The organism is Glutamicibacter sp. JL.03c (assembly GCF_025854375.1).
Taxonomy (GTDB): domain Bacteria; phylum Actinomycetota; class Actinomycetes; order Actinomycetales; family Micrococcaceae; genus Glutamicibacter.
The window spans coordinates 319,039-342,651 of record NZ_CP107575.1 but is presented as its reverse complement, the minus strand read 5'-3'; the positions used below and the strand labels follow the sequence as shown (position 1 = coordinate 342,651).

Below are 23,613 nucleotides of genomic sequence, written 5' to 3'. Positions count from 1 at the left end.
ACCACATCGACGGCAGTACTGCCGCACCCCCGCACGCACCGATTAGAGGATTCCCATGCTTTCACACCGTTTCACTCGTCGCACCGCACTCTCTGCCGCAGCGCTGATGCTCGGCACAGCGGCCCTGACCGGTTGCGCCGGCGAGAACGCTGCCGCTTCCGGGTCAGATAAGACATTGTCCATTGACTACGCCACCTACAACCCGCTGAGTCTGGTCATCAAGGAAAAAGGATGGCTGGACGAGGCGGCCAAGGAGCAGGGCGTCAGCGTGGAATGGATCCAGTCCGCTGGCTCGAACAAGGCCAACGAAGCATTGCGCGCCGACGCCGTTGACGTCGGATCCACGGCAGGTTCCGCCGCGCTGCTGGCACGCTCCAATGGCTCGCCAATAAAGACCATCGACCTGTATTCTCAGCCCGAGTGGTCGGCACTAGTCGTCGGCAAGGATTCGAAGATCAGCTCCGTAAAGGACCTGAAGGGCAAGACGGTCGCTGCGACCAAGGGCACCGACCCGTACTTCTTCCTGCTCCAGGCACTGGAGGAAGCAGGATTGAGCGAGGAAGACATCACCTTGCAGAACCTGCAGCACGCCGACGGACGAACCGCTCTGGCCAATGACTCGGTCGATGCATGGAGCGGGCTGGACCCGATCATGGCCGCCGCCGAACAAGATGGTGCCAAGCTGTTGTACCGCAACCTGGACTTCAACACCTACGGTGCATTGAACGCTCGTGAGGACTTCATCGAGCAGAGCCCTGAACTGGCGCAGCTAGTAGTGGATTCCTACGAAAAAGCCCGCGAATGGGCTGTCGATCACCCGGAGGAAACCGCCGAGATCCTCGCTGACGTCGCCGGCCTGGAACCGAAGGTGGCATCCACCGTGATCGAGGAACGCTCCAATCTGGATGTTCCAGCAACCCCAGGGGCCGACTACACCAAGGTCCTGGGCGCCATCGCTCCGACCCTGGTGGCCAGCGGCGATGTGTCCAAGCAGGAATCGGTCGACAATGCCCTAGCCACGATCGTTGACGACCAGTTTGCTTCCAAGGCCGACGCGTCAAAGATTTCCGGAGAATAACCAGCCATGAGTTCCCCCACCGTCACCGAAGCAAAGAAGAAGATCAAGCCCGGAATTGCCGACACCATTCTGCGCGTTCCCCGCTGGCTGCTGTCTCTGTTCCTGCCGGTCGTAGCCTTGATCGCCTGGCAGGTCGTGACAGTCACCGGAGTGGTAGCGCCTTGGACCTTGCCTACGCCAGGTTCCGTGGTTTCGGCCGCCGTTGAGTTGCTCGGCGACGGAGATCTCGGCAAGCATATTGGCATCTCCACCCAGCGAGTACTGCTCGGCTTCTTCTTCGGTTCTCTCTTGGGCTTGCTGCTCGGTGCACTGGTGGGCCTCTCCAAGCTGGCCGATGCGCTCTTGGGGCTGAGCATCAGCGCGCTGCGCGCGGTACCGTCACTGGCATGGGTTCCCCTGCTGGTCCTGTGGATGAAGATTGGCGAGGATTCCAAGGTCACGCTGGTCATCATCGGCGCTTTCTTCCCGGTCTTCACCACCGTGGCCTTGGCGTTGCGCCACGTGGATGCCCATCTGGTTGAAGCCGCACGTTCTTTCGGGCTCAACGGCGTCAAGCTATTGCGCACGGTCCAGCTGCCCGCAGTGGTTCCCTCGATTTTCTCCGGCCTGCGCCTGGCGCTGGCCCAGTCGTGGCTCTTCCTGGTCGCAGCAGAATTGCTCGGGGCTTCCATGGGCCTGGGCTTCTTGCTCACCGATTCGCAGAACAACGGCAGGCTTGACCGGCTGATCATGACCATCATCTTGCTGGCCATCTTCGGAAAAATCACCGACGCGCTGCTCTCCATCGCCGAACGCTGGGCCATCAAGCGCTGGACCTAGATCCGGCGCCTCGCTAGAACCATCAATTTCATCAATACTCTTCAAGGAATTTTCTGTCATGACCATCGACTCGGCATCCGCATCAACTCTTGCCTCGGAGGAAGCACGCCAAGCATTCTGGGATGAAGCGGCACGCCTCCTCGATTGGGACACCTACTGGCACACCACCAGCCAGATCCTCCCAGCTGATCCAGCTGCCAAGCGCGGCCCGCAAATCTCCTGGTACCTGGGCGGCAAGCTCAACGCCGCAGTGAACTGCGCCGACCGACACGTAGCTGCCGGGCGCGGCGAGAAAGTGGCACTGTACTTCGAGGGCGAGCCCGGCGACCGGTTAGCTGTCACCTACAAGAACCTCCAAGAACGCGTCAGCCAAGCGGCTAACGCGCTGGAATCCCTAGGTGTCGTCAAGGGCGACCGCGTGGTCATCTACCTCCCGGTGCTCGTTGAAACCATCGTCATCACTCTGGCCTGCGCCCGCATCGGAGCGATCCACTCGCTGGTCTTCGGCGGCTTCTCCGCCGAAGCGCTGAAGTTCCGCGTGGAAGACACCAAGGCCAAGGTACTGGTCACCACCGATGGCCAGTTCCGCCGCGGCGCCTCGGTGCCGGTGAAGGGCAACGCCGACGAAGCGGTCTCCGGCGAAAACGAAATCGAGAAGGTCCTGGTCATTCGCCGCACCGGCGATGAAATCCCGTGGACCGAAGGCCGCGACGTGTGGTGGCACGATGTCGTCGACAACCAGCCGACCGAGCACCAGGCTCAGTTCTTCGACTCGGAAACCCCGCTGTTTATCATGTACACCTCCGGCACCACCGGACAGCCCAAAGGCCTGGTGCACACCACCGGCGGGTACCTGACCCAGGCCGCCGCCAGCTACAACATGCTCTTCGCCAACCCGGATCCTTCCCAGCGCGATCACGACGTGCACTGGTGCACCGCGGACCTGGCCTGGGTCACCGCCCACACCTACGAGATCTACGGTCCGCTGGCCAACGGCGTCACCCAGGTGATTTATGAAGGCGTTCCCAACGCCCCGCATCCAGGACGCCACTTTGAAGTCATCGAACGCTACAAGGTCACCAGCTACTACACCGCACCCACCCTGGTCCGCTCGCTGATGGGTTGGTTCCCGGAGGGCATCCCCGCGCAGTACGACCTGTCCTCCATCAACACCGGCGGCACCGTGGGCGAAGCAGTGAACCCGGAAGCGTGGAAGTGGTTCCGGGAGCAGCTCGGACGCGACACCCCGGCGGGCCTGCCCATGGTGGATACCTGGTGGCAGTCCGAATCCGGCGCGACCATCCTCTCCCCGCTGCCGACCGACGACTACTTCAAGCCGGGTTGCGCTGCCCGCGCCTTGCCGGGAGTCTCGGTGGACATTGTTGATGGCCAGGGCCAACGGGTGGAGCCGAATACCCAGGGCAATATCGTCATCACCCAGACCGGGCCGTCGATGGCGCGTACCGTGTGGGGCAACCCGGAACGCTACTACACCAGCTACTGGGAGCAGTATGTCCAGCAGGGCTGGTTCCTCGCCGGTGACGGCGCGCGTTTTGACGAGGATGGAGATATCTTCATCCTGGGCCGCACCGATGACGTGATCAACATTTCCGGCCACCGGCTGTCCACCATTGAAATCGAGTCCGCGCTGGTCACCAACCCGGGTGTCGTGGAGGCCGGGGTGTGCCCGACTGCGGATGCGAAGACTGGCCACGCCGCGACGGCTTTTGTGGTGCCTTTGGACAAGTCGCTGATTGCCGAGAATCCTGATGAGCAGCTCGCTGCGCGCCAGGCGAAGTTCATCGCTGAACTGCGCTCCACGGTCACCACGCAGATTGGCCCGATCGCCAAGCCTCGCGACGTGGTGCTCGTTCCGGATGTGCCCAAAACGCGTTCGGGCAAGATCATGCGCCGGTTGCTCACCCAGCTGTTCGAGGGGACCACGCTGGGTGATACCACCAGCTTGCAGAATGAACCGTGCATTCCCGAGATCAATGCGATCTGCCGGGCGCGCAGCTAGTCCCACCTGCTAGCCCCGATTAAATAGTTGAAGCCACGTCCCGCGAGACGTGGCTTCAACTATTTGCTGCTAGGAATCCTTGGACTCGTTGGAGTCCGATGGATCTTTCGCATCAGCTTCGGTGACGAAGATCTGCGCGGATCCCGAGTCACCAGCTTCGGGCCTGTCAGCCGGTTTGATGATTGGAATCTCGGTGGTCATCAAACTGAACTGGCTGCCTTCATGCCGGTCCACGCCCTGGGTCACCGATTGCTCCAGCACGGTACGGGCGACCTTGCCGCGCAGGATCAGCGGATCCCGGCTCAGGTCCTTCCACAGCGCAACGCACAGCAAAAGCATGACGATCACGAACGGCAGGGCCGAGACAATCGTGATGTTCTTCAACCCGTTCAGCGCAGCCGCCGGATGATCGCCGCCAGCCAGCAGCATGACCGCAGCCACGGCACCGGTGGCAACGCCCCAGAAGACCACGGACTTCTTGGTCGGCTCTTCCGCGCCTCGCTCGCTTAGCGCCCCCATCACGATGGAGGCCGAGTCGGCGCCAGTGACGAAGAAGATCGCGATCAGCACGACCGTCACCACCATCAGGACCGTAGCGATCCAGCCAGAGAGCGGCAGCTTGTCGAGCAGGCCGAAGAGGATCAAATCGAAGTTGATGTCCGGAGCCCCGTCCGCCATCTTAGCCAGCATGTCGCCGGTGTTTCCAGCACGCTCAGCGCGCTCCTGCAGGCCAATAGCACCGCCGCCGAAGATCGAGAACCAGATCAGGGTGACAGCAGAAGGAACCAGCAGCACGCCGGTGACAAACTGGCGGATGGTGCGCCCGCGCGAAATACGCGCGATGAACAAGCCTACGAATGGGCTCCACGAGATCCACCAAGCCCAGTAGAAGACGGTCCACGAGGACAGCCAGCTGGACATGGTGCTGTCGCCGGAGGCGGCGGTGCGCGAGGCCATCTCAGGCAAGTCGCCGATGAATGAGCCCACTGCGTTAGGGATGACGTTCAGGATGAACAGCGTCGGTCCGCCGATGAAGACGATCAGCGCCAAGATCACTGCCAGAACCATGTTGATATTCGACAGCCACTGGATGCCTCGCTCGATGCCTGAGACGGCCGAGGCGACAAACAGTGCGGTCAGAATCGCGATGATGACTACCAGGACACCGGAGCCGACCTTTTCCATGATGCCGGCGGATTGGATGCCCCCGCCAATCTGCAGCGCGCCGAGTCCCAGGGAACACGCGGAGCCGAAGAGCGTGGCGATAATAGCCAGGATGTTAATGGTGCGGCCACCCCAGCCGTGGACGATGCGCTCTCCGAAAATCGAGGAGAACATCGCTGAGAACAGCTGCGGTCGGCCCAGTCGGAAGCTGCCGTAGGCCATGCCCAAGCCGACGATGGCGTACATCGCCCAAGGGAACAGGGTCCAGTGGAAGAGCGTGGTGCCCATCGCGGTGCTCAAGGCGGCGTCGGTAGATCCTTCAACGGTGCCTGGTGGAGGCGACATGTAGAAGAACAGTGGTTCGCCAACGCCGTAGAACACCAGTCCGATGCCCATGCCCGTGGCAAACATCATGGAGATCCATGAGACCGTGCTGAATTGTGGTTTTTCGTCATCCTTGCCCAGCGGGATGCGCCCGAAGTTCTTCGCGGCGACCACGATGACAAATATGGCGAAGACCGAGGCGGCGATGATAAACAGCCAGCCGGTGTTGGTGATGACCCAGTCAAGGGCCACGTTGGCGGCTTTACCCAAGCCTTTTGGGGTAACGAAACCCCATACGATGAATGCCAGCGCAAGGGCGCCGGCGATACCGAATACCCAATAGTCGGTTCCTGAAGCCGCATATTTCTTTGGTCGTCGTTGCCGAGCTGAATGCAGCTCGCCGACGAGGTCTTCAAATGATTGATCCGTCTGCTTCATTGCTTTCTTCCTTCACTGGTTAGGCACCGCGGCTGAAAAGATCGCGCGGAGCCCGACGGGCAATCCTTCGTCGAGGACTCGATTGCCATGCAGTGTGCTTGATTGCGAATTGCTTATCGGTTTCGATTCACTGAATCCAAAACTAGTGCCAGCAGGCGCTGATTCGTTCAGCTGGCCTGCCAAATGTCATGAGAATTCGTTCGATGACGCGACACTATTTCATCTCGAATTGTCACAATAAATCCTAAATAGTCCTTAATAAGCATGGTCGGGCGTCAATCGTTGGTCAAACTAGAAGCCCGATTTCCCGCCGTTTCCACCCCTCCAGCACCGCTCCTTGGCGTTGATTCCTTAGGCTATTCACAGCTATGTGAGCTTCCTCGCGTCAGGTTGATTCCAACCGCATGCAGGAACAAATTCCCGGATCCCGCAAAGAATTCCGGGCCCGAATTCGGGTGCGGATTTCCCGTCGGGCGCTTTCGCCAGCGACCCGCCTTGGCCCAGGCATCTGTGGTTCCGAAAATATGCCTTATGCGGAATATTCACGGAATGGCAACCGGCGCTCGAGGATTCTGTCGATTAGCCGCGTCGTAACCCGAAATACATTTCGACTTATCTTGACTCATTCAAGATAAGCGGTCATGCTGAAGGTATGACATCCATGGACGGGATTGAGCGAGTGCTCAAGGCGGCTTCAATGCGAGTCACTCAGCCACGCGTTGCTGTGCTCGCTGCGGTTGCCGCGCACCCGCACGCGGACACCGAAACCATTATTTCGGCGGTCCACGATGAGCACCCTACGGTGTCGCACCAAGCGGTCTACGATTCGCTCAAGCTTTTCACCAGCTTGGGCGTCATCCGCCAGATCCAGCCTCAAGGCCACATAGCACGCTACGAAACCCGCGTCGGCGACAACCACCATCACGTGGTCTGCCGTCAATGCGGCAGCTTGGCAGACGTCGACTGCGCTGTCGGTGGTGCGCCTTGCCTGCATGCTTCAGATGATCACGGCTTCAAGATTGATGAGGCTGAAGTCATCTATTGGGGCACCTGCCCCGAGTGCCAGGCCAAGAATCTGGGCGGGTAGCCGCACACCGTTGTTGGAGCCACAAGGCCCCGACGCATTCCCATCCAGCGGGGCCTCCCGCGAGATGGACCTTGAACCCTATACCCCTAAAAACCGCAAAAGGAAGAGCATATGTCTGAGACGACAGCAGGACAATGCCCAGTAGTGGGAAATGCCGGACTGGTACACCCTACTCAGGGCAACGCCAACACCGCATGGTGGCCTAACAAGCTGAATCTGAAGATTCTCGCAAAGAATCAGGAAGCCACTAATCCCCTGGATGCGGACTTCGATTACATCAAGGCCTTCGAAGCCCTGGACCTGGCAGCAGTGAAAGCCGACCTTGCCGAGCTGATGACCAAGTCCTACGACTGGTGGCCAGCCGACTTCGGCCATTACGGCCCCTTCCTGATTCGCATGGCGTGGCACTCCGCCGGCACCTACCGCTCGCACGACGGCCGCGGTGGCGGCTCCGCCGGCCAGCAGCGTTTCGCGCCGTTGAACTCGTGGCCGGATAACGTCAACCTGGACAAGGCCCGTCGCCTGCTGTGGCCTGTGAAGAAGAAGTACGGCCAGTCCATCTCCTGGGCCGACCTGTTCATCCTCGCCGGCAACGTGGCTCTGGAAGACATGGGCTTCAAGACCTTCGGCTTCGCCGGCGGTCGCGAGGACGTTTGGGAGCCAGATGACGATGTCTACTGGGGCCCTGAGAAGGTCTGGCTGGATAGCGAACGCTACACCGGCGCCCGTAACCTCGAAGCACCTCTGGCAGCAGTCCAGATGGGCCTGATCTACGTGAACCCAGAAGGCCCGGACGGCGTTGCTGACCCGCTGGCCTCGGCAATCGATATCCGCGAAACCTTCCGCCGCATGGGCATGGACGACGAAGAAACCGTCGCCCTGATTGCCGGTGGCCACACCTTCGGCAAGACCCACGGCGCCAGCGCCGAGTCCCACAAGAGCGGCGACCCGGAAGCAGCTCCACTGGAAATGCAGGGCCTTGGCTGGAAGTCCGACTTCGGCACCGGCCACGGTGATGACACCATCGGCTCCGGTCTGGAAGTTACCTGGACCTACCACCCGACCCGTTGGGACAACGAGTTCTTCCATATCCTCTTCGCTTACGAGTGGGAGTTGTTCCACTCCGAAGCCGGCGCACAGCAGTGGCGTCCGAAGGACAATGGCGGAGCCGACATGGTCCCGATGGCGCACAACCCATCGGTTCGCCGCGAACCACGCATGCTCACCAGCGACCTGGCACTGCGCGTAGATCCTGCTTACGAGAAGATCTCCCGCGAGTTCAAGGACAATCAGGAGAAGTTCGCTGATGCCTTCGCTCGCGCTTGGTTCAAGCTCACCCACCGCGACATGGGCCCGAAGTCCCGCTACTTCGGTCCAGAGGTTCCGGCAGAAGATCTGCTGTGGCAGGATCCGCTGCCAGCCGCCCCGGAGACCACCCTGGGCGCTGCAGAGGTTTCCGCCCTCAAGGACCTGATCAAGAACTCCGGCCTGTCGGTACAGCAGCTGGTTTCCACCGCCTGGAAGGCTGCGGCAACTTTCCGCAGCTCGGACAAGCGCGGCGGTGCCAACGGCGGCCGCATCCGACTTGAGCCGCAGGTTTCCTGGAGCGTGAACCAGCCAGAGCAGCTGAAGCCAGTCATTGCCAAGCTTGAAGAAATCGTTGACACCTTCAACGCCACCTCTGCAGTGAAGACCTCCTTCGCTGACGTTGTGGTTCTGGCTGGCAACGTAGGTGTTGAGCTGGGCGCTGCCGCTGGCGGCCAGCAGATCGAGGTTCCTTTCACCCCAGGTCGCGTTGACGCAACCCAGGAGCAGACCGACGTTGAGCAGTTCGCATGGCTGGAGCCAGTAGCTGACGGCTTCCGCAACTACGACTCGGGCTTCTTGAACCTGCCTTCCGAGTACCTGTTGCTGGACCGCGCCAACCTATTGGGCCTGACCGCGCCAGAGACCACCGTGCTGCTCGGCGGCCTGCGCGTACTGGGCAATAACTGGGACGGTTCGAACACCGGCGTGTTCACCGAGACCCCAGGCGCACTGACCAACGACTTCTACGCCAACCTGCTGGAACTGGGCCTGGAGTGGACCCCGGATGCAGAAGAGAAGACCTACGCAACCACTGACGGCCGCTGGGTCGGCAGCCGCGTAGACCTGGTCTTCGGCTCGAACTCCGAGCTGCGCGCACTGGCCGAGGTTTACGCTTCGGACGACGCCAAGGAGAAGTTCGTCAAGGACTTCGCCGCAGCATGGGCCAAGCTCATGGATGCGGACCGCTTCGAGCTGCGCAAGTAAGTAGCCCTAAGCGCAAAACCGTGGCCGCGGCCTTCCAAATGATTTGGAAGGCCGCGGCCACGGTCGTTCTTACCCTGCTTAGCGGGACATGTTGTGCATGACGTGTTTGGTTCTCGAATAGTCATCCAAGGCATAGGCAGATAGATCTCGGCCGTACCCCGATCCCTTAAAACCACCCCATGGCATCTCGGTGGCCAGAACCAGGTGCGCGTTGACCCACACGGTCCCGGCGTCGAGGCGTGAAGCCACATAGTGGCTACGCTGAGCATCCTTGGTCCACACCGACGCGGCGAGGCCGAAAGGAACTTCATTGGCGCGAATAATGGCTTCTTCCTCGCTGCTGAAGGTTTCTACCGAAATCACCGGGCCAAAGATCTCTTGCTGAGTGCATGTTGCTCCCTGCGATGCCTTGATGACCGTGGGCTCGATGAAGTATCCCTTGGTTGGTAATGCTTGTCCGCCGGTGACAAATTCATTGCCTTCTTGCTCAGCAAGTTTCAGATGTTCCAATACGCGCGAGTAATGAGCGTGGGAAATCAGCGGACCGATTTCCACCTCGTCTCCTGCGCCCGGCTCCCCCACAACCAGGCTGGAAACCGCGTCAGCCAACTTCGAGGTGAAGACTTCGGCGATGGACTCATGCACCAGTACACGGCAAGCTGCACCGCATTCCTGGCCGGCATTCCAGAAACCGCCGTTCCGTAGCCCTGCAACCGTCGCATCAATATCCGCGTCCTCAAAGACCACAGCGGGTGCTTTGCCGCCCAATTCCAGATGGACCCTTTTCACCGAATCCGCTGCGGCAGCGGCTACCGATTGGCCGCTACCCACCGAACCCGTCAACGCGATCATCGCAACTTGTGGATGCGATGCAAGCCGGTCTCCGACAACCGCTCCACGACCCGTCAAAACGTTAAAGACACCTGCTGGTAAGAGGTCTGCAGTCAGTTCTGCGAACTTGAGCGTGGTCAGTGGCGTCGTTTCCGAGGGTTTGATGACCAAGGTGTTCCCCGCTGCAAGAATAGGCGCGATTTTCCAGACGCCCATGAGTAGTGGGTAGTTCCATGGAGTCACCGCACCGATAACTCCCAAAGGTTCGCGGATGATCACGGAGGTGTGGTCTTTTGCGTATTCGCCGGCCGCCAAGGTGGTGCCTGCGCGCAATGCTCCAGCCATAAAGCGGAAGGAGTCAATTGCCGAATCTACGTCATCCTCGGCTACTGCTTGAGGCTTACCGGTATTGAGCGATTCGAGCTCTATTAACTGTGTGCGTTCTTGCTCCATGCGCTGGGCAATATTGAGAAGTACCGTCGCGCGTTCAGCTGGAAGGGTGCGGCCCCAGCTTGCGAATGCTTGGTGTGCTGCGACAACGGCACGATCAACGTCTTGGGCACTGGCGCGAGGAACATCAATAATGTTCTCTTCGGTGCTCGGGTTGATGACCGTGAACGTCTCGGCATTCTCACCGGCGATAAATTCTCCGTTAATAAAGAGGGCCGCCTGAGGCAAAGAGGGAGTTGGACGTTCTTGCCCGCTTCGACGAACTTCCACTGTGCTTTTGGTTTCCATGTCTGGTCCTTAGTTCTTCGCCGAAACCGCACGTTCGGCCAGCTGTCCTAGCAAGTTCTTGATGCGTTCAGTCGTTTCTTCACTGGCAGGATGGATTGGCAGGCGTGGCTGGCCGAAGTCTTGCCCCTGAATCTTGAGAGCTGCCTTGATGGCTGGGATAAATGGTTCGGTGAGCAGGCCATCAATGACTGGATAGACCTGGTTCCACAAGGCGCGAGCCTTAGCCAGATCATTGTCTTTCACCGCCGCGTAAACGTCAGCAAGCTCGCGAGGCACCACGTTGGCAGCGCCAGCGACGATTCCAGCGGCACCTTCCAGCAGCCCTGCAAGGGACAAGACATCCCAGCCGATGTAGGTTTCAATTTTGTCCCCCAGATGATGAATCAGCTGCAATGCCTGTTCCATGTTTCCGCTGGAGTCCTTGATGTAGCGGACGTTTGGAATTTCAGTGACAAGTCGTTCCACCAGGGCAGGGTCGAGGTTGATGCCGGTGGCTGGTGGAATGTTGTACAGCATGACCGGCAAGGCCACTGAAGCGGCGACGGTCTTGAGGTAGTCAACTGTTTCTTCCTCGCTGATCGGCTCGTAATACGGAGTCACGATCATGACCACATCTGCGCCCACCTGTTCGGCGTGGCGAGTCAGCTCGATGGCCTCGCGAGCCGTAGTGGCTCCCGTCTGCGCGACTACCGGGACGCGCCCAGCAGCCGCTTGGACGACAACTTCGACGACACGCTTCCGTTCCTCGTGCGTCATTGCGCTGAATTCACCGGTGGAGCCACAGGTCACCAGCCCATTCACGCCACCGGCAATGCTGCGTTCCACGAGATTCTTGAGGCCTTGCTCATCCAATGTGCCGTCGCTGGCAAATGGAGCGACAAGTGCAGTGAGGATTCCATGAAGATTGACAGACATGCTGGGTACTCCTTAAGTTGATGATTTGGTTTGCGCCAGGTGCTTTTTGGTAGAGCAATTGCCACCGGCGGCTGAATTGTTTGATTCCCTCACGGCAAGAGGGGACTGCGATGGTAGGCAGGATCGTGGATGCATCCATGCGTTCCGATGTAACGGCGATCTCATTTAACAGTAATATGTGATCACAAATCACACAAGGGAATAAAGAAATGCACTCGATTCCCTGGTCCGAAGGGCGCCCGGGAGTCCCCGCCCTAGTTCTGCGTGGTTGCGGGTAGCGCCTGACGGATTCGTTCCATCGCAGCCAAAATGGACTGGTCCGTAAGCTCGGCTATCAGTTCTGCATCCTGGGCCTTGACTGCTTTAAGAAGCTTCGACTGGAACTCCCAGAGCAGTCGCGACTTGCCTTCGGCCACTGCGCGTCGGGCGCCGATCAGCTTATAGGCACGGCATTGAATCCACAGGCGTTCAATAGACTCATGCAATACCGGATTCCCGGAGGCCAGGTAAATGGTACTCAGGAACTTCTCGTCAAACGCGAGACATGCTGCCAAATCGCCTGCCGCCAGCGCGGCCTTCATTGAATCGTACTGGTCCTTCAGGACCGCCATCTCGGACTTGCCTACGTGCGCTACGCCGAGCTTGGCAGCTTCGACCTCCAGGATCCTGCGTACGGCGTACACATTGAGCAATTCGCGCGCGGTAAAGGCGCGCACCACTGCCCCGCGGTATGGAATGGTCTCAACAAGTCCACTCTCTTCCAAACGGCGAATCGCGTCGCGAACCGGCATGACACTGGTGCCAAGCTGATCGGCCAGATCCCTGATCCGGAGGCGTTGCCCCGCCGCGAGATCACCGTTGGTGATTCCCTGATGGATCGCGTCGAATACCTGATCGGCGATCAGGGCACCTGGTTCGAGTTTGCTCAAGGTCATGCCGATATTCTATCGATGGATGTGATCACGAATTCAATATCTGACAATCTTGATACTTCATGCCGGCTGGTGCTACTTCGTGAGTGATTCCTTGTTTCCGGTTTCAATCCAGAAGTCGGCGCCATCGATGCCCAGCTTGGTCGGATTGAATGTGGGATTCAATCCAAGCTTCCGTTGCCGTTCGTAGTCCGCGTGGATCTTGCGAACTGTAGGGAACAGCAGGGCCAGGCAGATCAAATTGACCCATGCGATCAGTCCCAAGCCAATATCGCCAGCGGCCCAGATTAGTTTGGCGTCGGCAATCGAGCCGATGAAGACAATGGCCAAGGTACCCACTTTGAGCACGAGCTTCCATCCGTGCCCAGGCTTGCCGTCAAGAAGGAACAGCAGATTCGAATTAGCCACGTAGAAGTACGCGAGCAAGCAGGCGAAACCGAAGAGCAGCACCGCAACCGCGACGAACCCGGCGCCCCATCCAGGCGCAACGCTGTCAATGGACTCCTGTACCCAATTCGCTCCCGCGGCAATATCAGGAACATTATTGACCAAGAAGCCGCCGGCCCCGTCGGATACGTTGTACTTGCCTGAAACGACCATCATCAGGCCCGTGGCCATGCAAATGAGCAGAACATCGATGTAGATGCTGAAGGTTTGCACCAAGCCCTGCTTGGCCGGGTGCGACGTCCGGGCCGCGGCCGCCGCGAAGGTTGCTTCCCCGAGCCCATTGGATGAGGCAAATACCGCACGGCGCACCCCCCAGGCCACGGCCGCACCGGCAACGCCGCCCAGCAATGGATGAATCCCGAGTGCCGATTGCACGATAAGCTTCAGTGCTGCAGGCACTTCAGAGATATTCAAGGCAATGACCACCAGGGCAAGAATCAGATATCCGACGGCAAGAACCGGGACGAGAAGCTGGGTGACCTTGACCAGGCGAGTCGTGCCGCCGAAGATCACCCCGGCGATCAGCACGGTCACCAGGATTGCCGGGATCCATGATGGGATATTGAAAGCAAGTTCTGCACTCGCAGCAATCGTATTGACCTGGAATCCGGGGAAGACCACACCGTATCCGACAACACCGAGCACCCCGACAAGAGCGCCAATCTTCGGCAACTTGAGGCCGTACTTGATGTAGTACGGCATGCCGCCGATGTCTTCGTTGGCCTTCTGCCGATCTTCATCCATCACCCTTCGCTTGAAGGCCTGGGATAACGTGGCCTCGGCATACCCGACGGTGCAGCCCACCAAACCGGTCACCGCCATCCATAGCAGTGCGCCCGGTCCGCCAGCAAAAATTGCGGTGGCGACACCGGCGATACTGCCTACGCCGACGCGGGAAGCCAATGCCAGGACCAAAGCCTGGAAGGACGACAGGCCGCCTTGGCTTCCGTCATTCTCGCGCAATTGGCGAAACATGTCCGGGATGCGGGTGAACTGCACCCCCTTGGTCGCTACGGAGTAGGCAATGCCCAACCCCAGTACAACGTACGCCATAGGTCCCCACAGTGCGTCGGAAACCCGTGACAAGAGCTCTGCGAAGTCAAAATTTTCCATTTTGCCCTGCTCTCTTTCCTTGTCGTGAATCGTGAAACTTGGTTCTTGAACTCCGCGATCTAAGATGCGATGTGCCGCGGTCTTTCGTGATGAGCGCTCGACTCGCTGGTGGCTATACCGCTTCCCGGACCTCTAGCCTGGGGCTTTGCCGATGGGTGGCCAGCACGCTGGCGGCATTCTGGGCTGCTGAGAAACCAGAGGTCACCGAGGATTCCGTGTACAAGGTGCCCATGAAGTCACCGGCCAGGAACACCCGATCGGTACCTCGCATCAGGGTGCTTTGCAATTTAGCGCGGCCCGGGAAGGAATACGGCGAGGCAACCTTCCAGCGTTCAGTTTTCGCTTCGATGACGGAATCGGCAAACTGTCCGCCCAGCACCTCATCCAGATCTTTCAGATGGGTTTCGATGACTTCGTTGTCGGGTTTCTCCAATAGCGCTTGGCCAAGGTCAGCCGGGGAGAAGGTCATCATGCTGCCACCGGGCTGGCGGGAGGATTCACTTCCGCGCACGATGCTGGCTTGGTTCAGCGCAATGGCAAAGGAACGCTTGGGTGCCGCAATGGCGTAGATGTCATCCCAGTGCCGTGCCGAAGTTTCATCGGTGAGGAAGGCCGTACTCACGTGCGGGCCGTACTTGATTTGCGACAACGCGTCCTGCAGTTCGTGCGGCAGGTCGACACCGATCCGATGCGAAACATCTGCTGTAGTGGCAAGGATGACGGTGCGTGCTTCGACCTCATGCATCTGCCCGGATTGCTGGTATCGCACCAGAACGGAATTGGGCTTATGGACCACTTCTTGGACTCTCGCCCCCCGCTCAATCCGGCCATCAAGCGCCGCCGCGATGCTTTCAGTCAAGGTCGAGGGGCCGCCGACGATCCCCTTGTTCAACCCCTGCCCGAAGCCGAGAACCAGACTGAAATAGCCAATGCCCGCGCCCGCAGAAATCTGGTCCATGGTTCCGGCCGAACGTGTCACCGTGGTCTTGAAGAGCGAAGCAGGATCCTGGGGCAAATCGCCGATGAAGTCCTGGAATGTACGCTCATTCTCGAAGTCGTAGATTCGCTGCTGCCGCGACGCGCCAGACTCGCCGGCACGCTTCCTGACCACCGAGGTGTATTTTGCGACCCCGGCAACCACCTTGAGTCCGCCCCTGAACGTGGCGATGCGATCGCTCAGGCTCATCGGCAGCCGCAAGGGGTAGGTGGCGATATGCCCGTTCTTGAGGAATTTCCCATTCATCGACATGGCCTGCAGCGAGCCGGGGATATTGACCGCGCTCACGCCGACTTCATTCAGCAGCGACTCGGTCGAAGAATTTTCTCCAGCGAACACATGGCCGCCCCAGTTCAGCCAGTAGGCGCCTCGCCGCTCGGACTTGATTCGACCGCCCACCCGGTCATCCGCCTCCAGCAGCAGCGTGTCCCAATGGCGCAAACGCCACCCGGCGGAAAGACCGGCAAGGCCTGCTCCAACAATTACAACGTCCTTCATGAGAACACTTCTCCTTAATTTCAGGGTCGACAAACAGCACGCGGAACGCGCGAGAAAATGTGTGGGGACGCAGGCTGAATGCCGCAACTACACTGCGGATCAGTTGTTCGCCAATGAACCGTGTGCCAACTTCGCAATCGCATTGCCAATGAATGTCGAGCACACATTCAATGTAACGCCACTCACAGTAACTGTAATTTGTGATCACATATCACGCAAGGGGTTTGCCGATAATTCTCGCCTGGATCCTGCTCCCGACCCCAGCAACAGGGGATCCATCCAGCAGCCCATTCGTTAGTCAGGTGCGTATTTTGCACGTCCTACGACTGCCGGAAACACCCGAAGCGGCGACAGCGGATCAACGCCGGAAAGCGAATATGGCTGCTGCTACCCTAAGAAATCGGATAGCAGCAGCCATAGTCCTGCTGGCATGCGCCAAGAAGGTCATGCTCTCAAGGAACAGGGTTGCCCAGTTCCCGCAGATCAGTCTTGCTGGTTTCGCGAGCCCAGGCAGCGCCAATCATCGCCAGGACCGAAGAAGCTGCCACGATCCATGCGGCAGGACCCCAATTGGCCGTCACTCCGCCCACGAGAGCAGTGGCCAGCATCGGGGTGAAGCCGGCACAGAGGATTCCGATCTGCAGTCCGATGGCCATTCCCGAATAGCGCACCTTCACATTGAACAGCTCGGAGAACCAGGCCGGGTAGACCGAGTTCGAGGCGGCGTAGGTTCCTGCGGTGATCAGCATGCTGGAAACGAAGATCATGGCCAGGCTTCCGGTGGAAATCGTCAGGAAGTACACAAAGATCATGGCCCCGGATCCGATGACACCGGCGATAAAGACCTTCTTGCGACCGAAGATGTCAGAGAGCCGCGCGAAAAATGGCTGGCTGGCTATGGCAATGATGTTGCCGGCGATACTCACCCACAGCATGGTGGCCGCCGGAACTCCTACGGACACGGCATAGGCCAAGCCGAAGGATTGCATGAACGTATTGGTCACGACCTGGAAGGACATCAGCGCGACCTGGACGAATTGCGCCGGGTGGGTGGTGATCATCTTGGTGAATGGCAGCTTGAGGGTGGCGTCGGCTTCCTGCTTCTCCTCGAAGACCTCGGGCTCTTCCAGGGAACGGCGCACCAGGTAGGCGGCAACGAGAACCAACAGCGAGAGCCAGAATGGAATTCGCCAGCCCCAGGCCAATCGCGCCGATTCTTCCATCGCCGCCACCGGGAGGAACGCGAGCGAAGCGAGGACGATGCCAAAGGAAATGCCGCTCATGGCAAAGCTGGCGAAAAAGCCCCGGCGGCCTTCGGGCGCCTCCTCGGTCGACAGCGCCGAAGCCCCGGCCGTTTCCGCGCCCGCAGACAATCCCTGCAACAAGCGCAGGATCACCAGCAGCGCCGGCGCCCAGTATCCGGCGGTCGAGAAATCAGGGAGCACGCCAATGAGAAAGGTAGCCGAGCCCATCAGGACCAGGGTCATCACGAGCGTTGCCTTGCGTCCAAGCCTGTCACCGAGATGTCCGAAGACGACTGCCCCGAAGGGGCGGGCAATGTAAGCGACGCCGAAGGTGGCGAATGAGGCCAGCAGCGCAACGGTTGCATCCCCGGCCGGGAAGAAAATCTTGGAGAAGATCAGCGACGCCGCGGTCGCGTAGATGAAGAAGTCGTAGTATTCCAACGCACCGCCAAGGAATCCTGCGAGCGCCGCTTTCTTGGCGCGCTTGAGCTTGCGTTGCTGATCCTCATCGAGGCTCACGCTCGTCCGGTTGGTGGTCATGCTCATGGGGGTGTCCTTCCACAGCAGCGGGGATGCTTCACGTCCTGCACTCATGCTTTTGTACGTAATGCGCACATCTGTGCGATATGCGACAATAGATAAGGTACAGCAAAGGTGAGGCGCATCACAAGATGCTTATTGGCCCGCGTCATCAACACTGCTCCGATTCGTCTCGGAAGGACAACTATGAGTTACGAGGACAACGCAACACGACTATTCATCATCGGGTCCCACGCCTCCCACACCATGTCGTCCGATCTCTGGAATCCGGTATTCGAAGAACTTGGCAACTGCTGGACCTACCAGCCTTGGGACGTGCCCGCGCAAGGCGAAATGCAAGATGTCCGCAATGGATTGCTCGCCGCGGATGTCATTGGCGCCAACGTGACCATGCCCCACAAGCAGTGGGCCGCGGCCATCGCGGACGAACGCTCAGAACAGGTCAGCCTCAGCGGCGCAGCAAACCTGTTGATTCGGCAGGACGATCAGCTGTCTGCCTACAACACGGATCTAATCGCCGTTGAAACCGGACTCGCCACCAAATCCCACGACCACGTTTTGCTGCTCGGCGCAGGTGGCGCCGCTCGCGCAGCGCTGGTTGCGCTCAAGGGACGCATCGGCACCATCATCATCACGGACCGACACCGGGATGTCGCCGAAGAGCTGCTGACCCTGGCAAAAGGCATGGGAATCCCGGGCAGGACCGTAGATTTTTCACAGGTTGCCGAAGCCGCCACTCAAGCCACGCTGATCATCAACGCCACACCCATCGGCAAGGATCCAAAAGACCCGGCACCTTGGGGCAAAGCCCGGCTCAGGCCTGGAACTTTTGTCTATGACTTCGTGTACTGCGAGCACGTCACGGGAACAATCCTGTCGGCCATTGATCAGGGTCTGGAATATTCCGACGGCTGGGAGCACTTGCTGCTTCAAGCCGAAGCGATGATTCCACTGCTGGGCTTGGGGGAACAGACCGCAGCCCAGCTGCGGCTATCCCTGAAGCGCATCCGCGATAGCTACTGAGCTATGGCTTAGAACAGGGTGCTCATTGCGCCACCGAACTCTGGATTCTCCAGCTTCAGCAATTGACTTTTCGTTTCCAGCCCGCCCAGGTATCCACCGAGTGACCCATCGGTGCGCAGCACCCGGTGGCATGGCAGGACAATGGGAATCGGATTGGTCGCGCAAGCTGAACCCACGGCCCGCACCGCCTTGGGGTTGCCGATATGCTCTGCCATCTGCGAATAGCTCCACGTTTGCCCGTAGCCAATTTCGCCCAGTTCTAATTGCACCTGGCGGCGGAAAGCAGTGGAGAGCTTCAGATCCAAAGGCACATCGAAGTTGTGCCGGGTTCCGGCAAAGTACTCATCGAGTTGCCGGACGACAGTATCAAGTCGCGAAGGGTCTTCGAAGATTCGCGGGCTGAGTTTCTGGCTCAGTGCCTCAAGAATCTTGTCGTGATCTTCGCTCTCGAAAGCCACCCGCACCAGACCAGCTGGAGTACTGGCCAGCAGGAGCGAGCCGATGGGGCTATCAATCACCCGGTAAGAAACATCCATCAGGTCCGCCGCCTTCGCTTTCACCCGAAGTTCTTTTCCAAGCTGTGCCAAAAGCTCAGCTTCCTCTACGGTCGCCGATGAGTTGGGTTTTGCCTGCGTCATGACTACTCCTGCCACAGTGAGTCATCGCCGAGTATTCGGCGAAGGTTTTTGATCCCGTCGCTGCCTGCACGTCGTGCGGAGGCCTCGCTGCCAGAAACTAGCTGGGCTATCTGCGTGTAGCTCAGACCGCCGAGATACCTGTAGCCAACGACCATTCGTTGCTTCTGCGGAAGTTTTGCCACTTCCTTCCACAGCTGCAGGTTGTCCGCTTCTTTACCGAGGTTCACCTGGTCATCAGCATGTTCCCACTGCAGATGGTCATCTAGAATTTCCGGCTTGTTCTTGCGCAGCTCATCGATGGCCTTGTTCCGGGCGATGCGCACAAGCCAGGCTAATACGTTTGCGTCCTCAGCAAGCTGCGGATAGGCCTTAAGCGCGGAAAGAAACGTTTCAGACCAGGCATCTTGTGCACGGTGTTCATCTAGCAGAGCACGGCAAATCCGCAATACGTTCAGCCCATAATCCTGGACTATCCGCTCAAACGGTACTTGCATGGCTCTCCTGAAGATTGGCGCCGCAACGGGCTTTCACCATGTAAACGTAGTGCACAGCAAAAGTGTGAGGTTCCAGGGAAGAAAAATTTTCAGCGCCTAGCAGCTGACCAAATCGAGTTCTTCAGCCAATTCGTTGAGGCGCTGGATATTGATCTGGATGATCTCGCCGTTCTCCACGCCTCGTGGCAGCTTGGTTCCAGCCAGTGCATCACGGATGGCGCGCATGGTTGCGCCATGGCTCACCACGGCCACCTTCTTCCCGGCATGTTCCACCGACAGGTCAATCAAAGCGGGAACCGCCCGGCGCAGGATATCGTCGATGGGTTCCAGCTGGGACTGCAACGACGCTGATTCCTCGTCGGAGACCTCGGCCATGATCCGGCCTTCCAATGGCCCGAAACCGCGCTCGATCAGTTCCGGGACCGGCTGGCCGGTTCCTGCGCTTAATTCCTCGGCAATCAATGCAGCGGTTTCCCGGGCACGGCCCAGAGGCGAAGCGAGGATCAAGGAGAACCCCTGGCCTTCCAATTCGCGGCCGACACCGCGGGCTTGCTCGCGTCCGGTGTCATTCAGTGGAATGTCGGTACGCCCTTGGAGGCGGCCGGCCAGATTCCAATCGGTCAGTCCATGTCTGATCAACACCAGCGCAGTTTCCATGAGTCCAGCGTACCGGCGAGCATGCATATCGAAGAATCTCCGATATTACGTCCAATACGCAACGTTAAGACTCATAGTTAGGTCACGAACGGTCATGTTGCGAAGATTGTTACACCATCCCGAGCGGCTGAGAGATCTGGTTCGATGAAGCCGCAGCAACCTGCCACATCCGGTGGTTACGGTGCTACCGCCAGAAACGATGCAGCCGCTTTTCCTGTTTAAGCAAAACAGGAAGCGACATTGATTCCGGGATTCCTGCCTCGATCGCGCCACCGCCTGGCGGTGAATCGCGAAAACCCAATCGACAAGGAGTCGTAAGCCATCATGGCAGATCATCAGTTTGGATTCCGCACCCGCGCATTGCACGCCGGTGGCACCCCCGATGCCGAGCACGGCGCCCGCGCAGTGCCCATCTATCAGAGCACCTCATTCGTCTTCAAAGATGCCGATGATGCAGCCAACCTTTTCGCATTGCAGAAATACGGCAACATCTACTCGCGCATCGGCAACCCGACCGTCGCCGCTTTCGAAGAGCGCATGGCTTCCCTGGAAGGCGGCATCGGCGCAGTAGCCACCGGTTCCGGCATGGCCGCCGAGTTCGTCACCTTCGCCGCCCTTGCCCAGGCCGGGGACCACATCGTGGCCTCCTCCAAGCTCTATGGCGGAACCATCACCCAGCTGGACGTTTCGCTGCGCCGCTTCGGCATCAACACGACCTTCATCGACTCCAATGATCCAGCCGACTTCGAGGCCGCCATCCAGGAGAACACCAAGGCCGTCTACACCGAAGTGGTAGCCAATCCTTCGGGCGATATCGCCGACCTCATAGGCCTGGCCGAGGTGGCGCACCGCCACCTGATCCCGCTGGTTGTCGACTCCACGCTCACTCCCCCATACATCTTGCGCCCGATTGAGCACGGTGCCGATATCGTGATCCACTCGGCAACCAAGTTCATCGGCGGCCACGGCACGACCCTGGGCGGCGTGGTGGTGGAGTCCGGCAAGTTCAATTGGGGCAATGGCAAGTTCCCTGCCATGACAGAACCGGTGGCCAGCTACGGCAATGTCTCCTGGTGGGCCAACTTCGGCGAGTACGGCTTCCTGACCAAGCTGCGCAGCGAACAGCTGCGCGACTTCGGCCCGGCGCTCCCCGCCCAGTCGGCGTTCCAGCTGCTCCAGGGTCTGGAAACCCTGCCGCAGCGCATGGACAACCATCTGGCCAATGCCAAGCAGGTTGCCGCATGGCTCGCAGCAGACCCGCGCGTCACCTATGTGAACTACGCGGGCCTGGAATCGCACCCGCAGCATGCCCACGCCCAGGAACTGCTGCCGATGGGTGTCGGCTCGGTCTTCAGCTTCGGCGTGAAGGGCGGACGCGACGCCGGCTCCAAGTTCATCGAAGCCTTGCAGCTGGCCAGCCACCTGGCGAACATCGGCGATGCCCGCACCTTGGTGCTGCACCCCGCTTCCACCACCCACCAGCAGCTGAGCGCCGGCCAGCTGGTTGCCGCCGGCGTTCCTGAAGACCTGATCCGCTTGTCGGTAGGCCTGGAAGATGTCGAGGACATTATCTGGGACCTCGACCAGGCATTGACCGCTTCGCAGGAAGCTGCGGCTGCTTCCGCCGAAGAATTTGCGGCACCCACCTATGACGGTGCCGCGTGCGCCATTCCTGCAGCATCGAAGGGAGCCAACTAATGAGCACCACCGAACGAACCTGGGAGGGTCCGGGCGCGGCCGAGCGTCTGGGCATCCTGCGCGACACCAAGACCATTGCGATCGTGGGCGCTTCCAATAAGCCCTCGCGGGCCAGCTACTTCGTGGCGACCTACCTGCTGTCCTCGTCCAAGTACAAGGTGTACTTCATCAACCCGGTACTTGATGAGATCTTGGGCCAGCCGGTCTACAAGTCCCTGGCAGATCTGCCAGAGACCCCGGACCTGGTGGAGGTCTTCCGCAAGCACGATGACCTGCCCTCGGTTTTGGACGAGGCCTTGGCAGCGGGCGCGAAGACCCTGTGGCTCCAGCTGGGTTCATGGCATGAAGACGTGGCACGCCGGGCCGAAGCGGCCGGGATGAACGTGGTGATGGATCGTTGCGTCAAGATCGAGCATGCCCGTTTCCATGGCGGGCTGCGCCTGGCCGGCTTCAATACCGGCGTGATTTCATCCAAGCGCCAGGTGCTCGCCTAGACCCGGCCCGGAACGGCAACGGCTGCGCCGCCCTCGCATGCGCGAGGGCGGCGCAGCCGTTGCTGCTATCGGATGAGGCTACTTGACCAGATAGCCGCGCAGATCGTCGAGAACCTGATTCGCGCCGGTTGGCCCCAGGCCCAGGAACCAGACGTCGTCGTTCACGCGGATGGCCTGGTTGTTCTTGACCGCCTGCAATTGGCCCCATAGCGGGCCCTCGACCGCGGCTTTCTCTCCGGTGGCTTCAGGGGTTCCGTAGGAGGTGTAGAACAGCCAGTCGGAATCGGCATCGGCCAGGTTCTCCGCGGAGATTTCGACGGCCAGATCGTCGATGTCCTGGTTATCCGGACGGGAGAACCCGGCGTCGGCCAGAATCACGCCGATCAGCGACTTGTTGGCGTACAGGCGGATCTTCTCCGGCATGAAGCGCAGCAGCGAGATCTCCGGGTCCCCTTCGACATCCTCGTTCAGCGCGGTGGCCTTGGCCTGGTAGTCATTCAGCACCGAAACGGCCTTGGTCTCCTCGCCCAGCGCCTCACCGGCCAGCAGGAAGTTCTCCTTCCAGGGGAAGCCTGGGCGGATGGAGAAGACCGTCGGGGCGATCTCGTTGAGCTGGCTGTACAGCTTGTCCGCGCGCAGCTGGGATCCGATGATCAGATCCGGGTTCAGCGCGGCAATGGCCTCGAGGTTCAGTTCCTGGATGGTGCCCACGGTCTTGGCGTCCTTGACCTCGTCGGCCAGGTAGCTCGGCACCGAGTTCGCGCCCTCGGTGGAGGGGATGCCCACCGGGGTGATGCCCAGGGAGAGCACCGCATCCAGCTCCCCGGTGTCCAGCACGACGACGCGCTGCGGCTTGGCCTGGATCTCGGTGGTGCCGTTGGCGTGGACCACGGTGCGGGGGAACTGGCCGGCTTCGGCCTCTGAGCCGAATTTGGCGGTTTCCTCATCCGCGGTGGTGAAGCTCTGGCCGCCAACGGCAACGTCCTTGTTGCCGGCGTTGGCGTCCGGAGTGCTGGTGGCTGCGCCGCAGCCGGCGGTGGCGGCCACTAGGAGGGCGGCGGTGGCGCCGAGAATCGTGCGGCCCCACGAAGTACGAGTGTTCAATAAATTCACAACGCCAATATACCGTATT

The 23,613-nt window shown here is 59.8% G+C and carries 19 protein-coding genes and 1 riboswitch; of the genes, 8 read left to right on the top strand and 11 right to left on the bottom strand.

Annotated features, from left to right (window positions below):
* The first annotated feature begins 55 nt into the window (after nt 1-55).
* The 3 genes from OF385_RS01600 to acs are packed head-to-tail and all read left to right on the top strand — an operon-like array spanning nt 56 to nt 3,917.
* Nucleotides 56-1,078: an aliphatic sulfonate ABC transporter substrate-binding protein gene (locus OF385_RS01600; RefSeq protein ID WP_264276676.1), complete on the top strand. Its 1,023-nt coding sequence runs from the start codon at nt 56-58 to the stop codon at nt 1,076-1,078.
* Between the two features lie 6 nt (nt 1,079-1,084).
* Nucleotides 1,085-1,897: an ABC transporter permease gene (locus tag OF385_RS01595; protein ID WP_264276675.1), complete on the top strand. Its 813-nt coding sequence runs from the start codon at nt 1,085-1,087 to the stop codon at nt 1,895-1,897.
* Nucleotides 1,898-1,955: 58 nt separating this feature from the next.
* Nucleotides 1,956-3,917 carry an acetate--CoA ligase gene (gene acs / locus OF385_RS01590; RefSeq protein ID WP_264276674.1) on the top strand — a complete coding sequence of 654 codons (1,962 nt, stop codon included), beginning with the start codon at nt 1,956-1,958 and terminating at the stop codon, nt 3,915-3,917.
* A 69-nt stretch (nt 3,918-3,986) separates the two neighbouring features.
* Here the strand turns inward: acs and OF385_RS01585 are convergent, their stop codons facing one another.
* Complete coding sequence (locus OF385_RS01585; RefSeq protein ID WP_264276673.1) at nt 3,987-5,843, bottom strand: BCCT family transporter; 1,857 nt, start codon at nt 5,841-5,843, stop codon at nt 3,987-3,989.
* Nucleotides 5,844-6,495: 652 nt separating this feature from the next.
* Here OF385_RS01585 and OF385_RS01580 point away from each other — a divergent pair.
* Both OF385_RS01580 and katG read left to right on the top strand, forming a co-directional pair.
* Nucleotides 6,496-6,930 carry a Fur family transcriptional regulator gene (locus tag OF385_RS01580; RefSeq protein ID WP_264276672.1) on the top strand — a complete coding sequence of 145 codons (435 nt, stop codon included), beginning with the start codon at nt 6,496-6,498 and terminating at the stop codon, nt 6,928-6,930.
* A 111-nt stretch (nt 6,931-7,041) separates the two neighbouring features.
* Complete coding sequence (katG, locus tag OF385_RS01575) at nt 7,042-9,222, top strand: catalase/peroxidase HPI (RefSeq protein WP_264276671.1); 2,181 nt, start codon at nt 7,042-7,044, stop codon at nt 9,220-9,222.
* Between the two features lie 78 nt (nt 9,223-9,300).
* Here the strand turns inward: katG and OF385_RS01570 are convergent, their stop codons facing one another.
* From OF385_RS01570 to OF385_RS01545, 6 genes are all read right to left on the bottom strand, one after another.
* Nucleotides 9,301-10,791 carry an aminobutyraldehyde dehydrogenase gene (locus OF385_RS01570; protein ID WP_264276670.1) on the bottom strand — a complete coding sequence of 497 codons (1,491 nt, stop codon included), beginning with the start codon at nt 10,789-10,791 and terminating at the stop codon, nt 9,301-9,303.
* A 9-nt stretch (nt 10,792-10,800) separates the two neighbouring features.
* Entirely contained in the window at nt 10,801-11,706 is a 906-nt protein-coding gene (gene dapA / locus OF385_RS01565; protein WP_264276669.1) for a 4-hydroxy-tetrahydrodipicolinate synthase, read from the bottom strand.
* Between the two features lie 254 nt (nt 11,707-11,960).
* Nucleotides 11,961-12,641 (bottom strand): GntR family transcriptional regulator, encoded by a 681-nt coding sequence (locus OF385_RS01560; protein ID WP_264276668.1) that lies wholly within the window; start codon nt 12,639-12,641, stop codon nt 11,961-11,963.
* A 72-nt stretch (nt 12,642-12,713) separates the two neighbouring features.
* The gene (locus tag OF385_RS01555) at nt 12,714-14,198 is read right to left on the bottom strand and encodes an alanine/glycine:cation symporter family protein (protein ID WP_264276667.1); all 1,485 of its coding nucleotides are present in this window, start codon (nt 14,196-14,198) and stop codon (nt 12,714-12,716) included.
* A 112-nt stretch (nt 14,199-14,310) separates the two neighbouring features.
* Nucleotides 14,311-15,693, bottom strand: coding sequence for a protoporphyrinogen/coproporphyrinogen oxidase (locus OF385_RS01550; RefSeq protein WP_264276666.1), 1,383 nt, complete (start codon nt 15,691-15,693; stop codon nt 14,311-14,313).
* 452 nt (nt 15,694-16,145) lie between these two features.
* On the bottom strand, nt 16,146-17,483 hold the full coding sequence (locus OF385_RS01545; protein ID WP_264276665.1) for an MFS transporter: 1,338 nt from the start codon (nt 17,481-17,483) through the stop codon (nt 16,146-16,148).
* Nucleotides 17,484-17,663: 180 nt separating this feature from the next.
* On the opposite strand from OF385_RS01545, the gene OF385_RS01540 reads away from it, so the two are divergent.
* Nucleotides 17,664-18,500 (top strand): shikimate dehydrogenase family protein, encoded by an 837-nt coding sequence (locus OF385_RS01540; RefSeq protein WP_264276664.1) that lies wholly within the window; start codon nt 17,664-17,666, stop codon nt 18,498-18,500.
* Nucleotides 18,501-18,508: 8 nt separating this feature from the next.
* On the opposite strand, the gene OF385_RS01535 is transcribed toward OF385_RS01540, so the two are convergent.
* The 3 genes from OF385_RS01535 to OF385_RS01525 form a co-directional block, all read right to left on the bottom strand.
* Nucleotides 18,509-19,138 (bottom strand): methylated-DNA--[protein]-cysteine S-methyltransferase, encoded by a 630-nt coding sequence (locus tag OF385_RS01535; RefSeq protein WP_264276663.1) that lies wholly within the window; start codon nt 19,136-19,138, stop codon nt 18,509-18,511.
* Between the two features lie 2 nt (nt 19,139-19,140).
* A complete protein-coding gene (locus tag OF385_RS01530) occupies nt 19,141-19,632 on the bottom strand; it encodes an RNA polymerase sigma factor (protein ID WP_264276662.1) in 492 nt (163 codons plus the stop codon).
* A 96-nt stretch (nt 19,633-19,728) separates the two neighbouring features.
* Nucleotides 19,729-20,289: a histidine phosphatase family protein gene (locus OF385_RS01525; RefSeq protein WP_264276661.1), complete on the bottom strand. Its 561-nt coding sequence runs from the start codon at nt 20,287-20,289 to the stop codon at nt 19,729-19,731.
* Between the two features lie 111 nt (nt 20,290-20,400).
* Nucleotides 20,401-20,495, top strand: a riboswitch (SAM riboswitch).
* Nucleotides 20,496-20,613: 118 nt separating this feature from the next.
* Between OF385_RS01525 and OF385_RS01520 the strand changes: the two genes are divergently transcribed.
* Together OF385_RS01520 and OF385_RS01515 are read left to right on the top strand one after the other, a co-directional pair.
* Nucleotides 20,614-21,987: an O-acetylhomoserine aminocarboxypropyltransferase/cysteine synthase family protein gene (locus tag OF385_RS01520; RefSeq protein ID WP_264276660.1), complete on the top strand. Its 1,374-nt coding sequence runs from the start codon at nt 20,614-20,616 to the stop codon at nt 21,985-21,987.
* Nucleotides 21,987-22,481, top strand: coding sequence for a CoA-binding protein (locus OF385_RS01515; protein ID WP_264276659.1), 495 nt, complete (start codon nt 21,987-21,989; stop codon nt 22,479-22,481). The genes OF385_RS01520 and OF385_RS01515 overlap by 1 nt, the downstream gene beginning before the upstream one ends.
* A gap of 78 nt (nt 22,482-22,559) precedes the next feature.
* Here OF385_RS01515 and OF385_RS01510 read toward each other — a convergent pair whose 3' ends face one another.
* Entirely contained in the window at nt 22,560-23,585 is a 1,026-nt protein-coding gene (locus OF385_RS01510; RefSeq protein WP_264277835.1) for an ABC transporter substrate-binding protein, read from the bottom strand.
* Nucleotides 23,586-23,613: the final 28 nt, after the last annotated feature.

What these genes read in the sequence shown, in the direction of transcription:
- OF385_RS01600 (WP_264276676.1), top strand. Translation starts at nt 56, where the DNA reads ATGCTTTCACACCGTTTCACTCGTCGCACCGCACTCTCTGCCGCAGCG.
- OF385_RS01595 (WP_264276675.1), top strand. Translation starts at nt 1,085, where the DNA reads ATGAGTTCCCCCACCGTCACCGAAGCAAAGAAGAAGATCAAGCCCGGA.
- acs (WP_264276674.1), top strand. Translation starts at nt 1,956, where the DNA reads ATGACCATCGACTCGGCATCCGCATCAACTCTTGCCTCGGAGGAAGCA.
- OF385_RS01585 (WP_264276673.1), bottom strand. Translation starts at nt 5,843, where the DNA reads ATGAAGCAGACGGATCAATCATTTGAAGACCTCGTCGGCGAGCTGCAT.
- OF385_RS01580 (WP_264276672.1), top strand. Translation starts at nt 6,496, where the DNA reads ATGACATCCATGGACGGGATTGAGCGAGTGCTCAAGGCGGCTTCAATG.
- katG (WP_264276671.1), top strand. Translation starts at nt 7,042, where the DNA reads ATGTCTGAGACGACAGCAGGACAATGCCCAGTAGTGGGAAATGCCGGA.
- OF385_RS01570 (WP_264276670.1), bottom strand. Translation starts at nt 10,791, where the DNA reads ATGGAAACCAAAAGCACAGTGGAAGTTCGTCGAAGCGGGCAAGAACGT.
- dapA (WP_264276669.1), bottom strand. Translation starts at nt 11,706, where the DNA reads ATGTCTGTCAATCTTCATGGAATCCTCACTGCACTTGTCGCTCCATTT.
- OF385_RS01560 (WP_264276668.1), bottom strand. Translation starts at nt 12,641, where the DNA reads ATGACCTTGAGCAAACTCGAACCAGGTGCCCTGATCGCCGATCAGGTA.
- OF385_RS01555 (WP_264276667.1), bottom strand. Translation starts at nt 14,198, where the DNA reads ATGGAAAATTTTGACTTCGCAGAGCTCTTGTCACGGGTTTCCGACGCA.
- OF385_RS01550 (WP_264276666.1), bottom strand. Translation starts at nt 15,693, where the DNA reads ATGAAGGACGTTGTAATTGTTGGAGCAGGCCTTGCCGGTCTTTCCGCC.
- OF385_RS01545 (WP_264276665.1), bottom strand. Translation starts at nt 17,483, where the DNA reads ATGAGCATGACCACCAACCGGACGAGCGTGAGCCTCGATGAGGATCAG.
- OF385_RS01540 (WP_264276664.1), top strand. Translation starts at nt 17,664, where the DNA reads ATGAGTTACGAGGACAACGCAACACGACTATTCATCATCGGGTCCCAC.
- OF385_RS01535 (WP_264276663.1), bottom strand. Translation starts at nt 19,138, where the DNA reads ATGACGCAGGCAAAACCCAACTCATCGGCGACCGTAGAGGAAGCTGAG.
- OF385_RS01530 (WP_264276662.1), bottom strand. Translation starts at nt 19,632, where the DNA reads ATGCAAGTACCGTTTGAGCGGATAGTCCAGGATTATGGGCTGAACGTA.
- OF385_RS01525 (WP_264276661.1), bottom strand. Translation starts at nt 20,289, where the DNA reads ATGGAAACTGCGCTGGTGTTGATCAGACATGGACTGACCGATTGGAAT.
- OF385_RS01520 (WP_264276660.1), top strand. Translation starts at nt 20,614, where the DNA reads ATGGCAGATCATCAGTTTGGATTCCGCACCCGCGCATTGCACGCCGGT.
- OF385_RS01515 (WP_264276659.1), top strand. Translation starts at nt 21,987, where the DNA reads ATGAGCACCACCGAACGAACCTGGGAGGGTCCGGGCGCGGCCGAGCGT.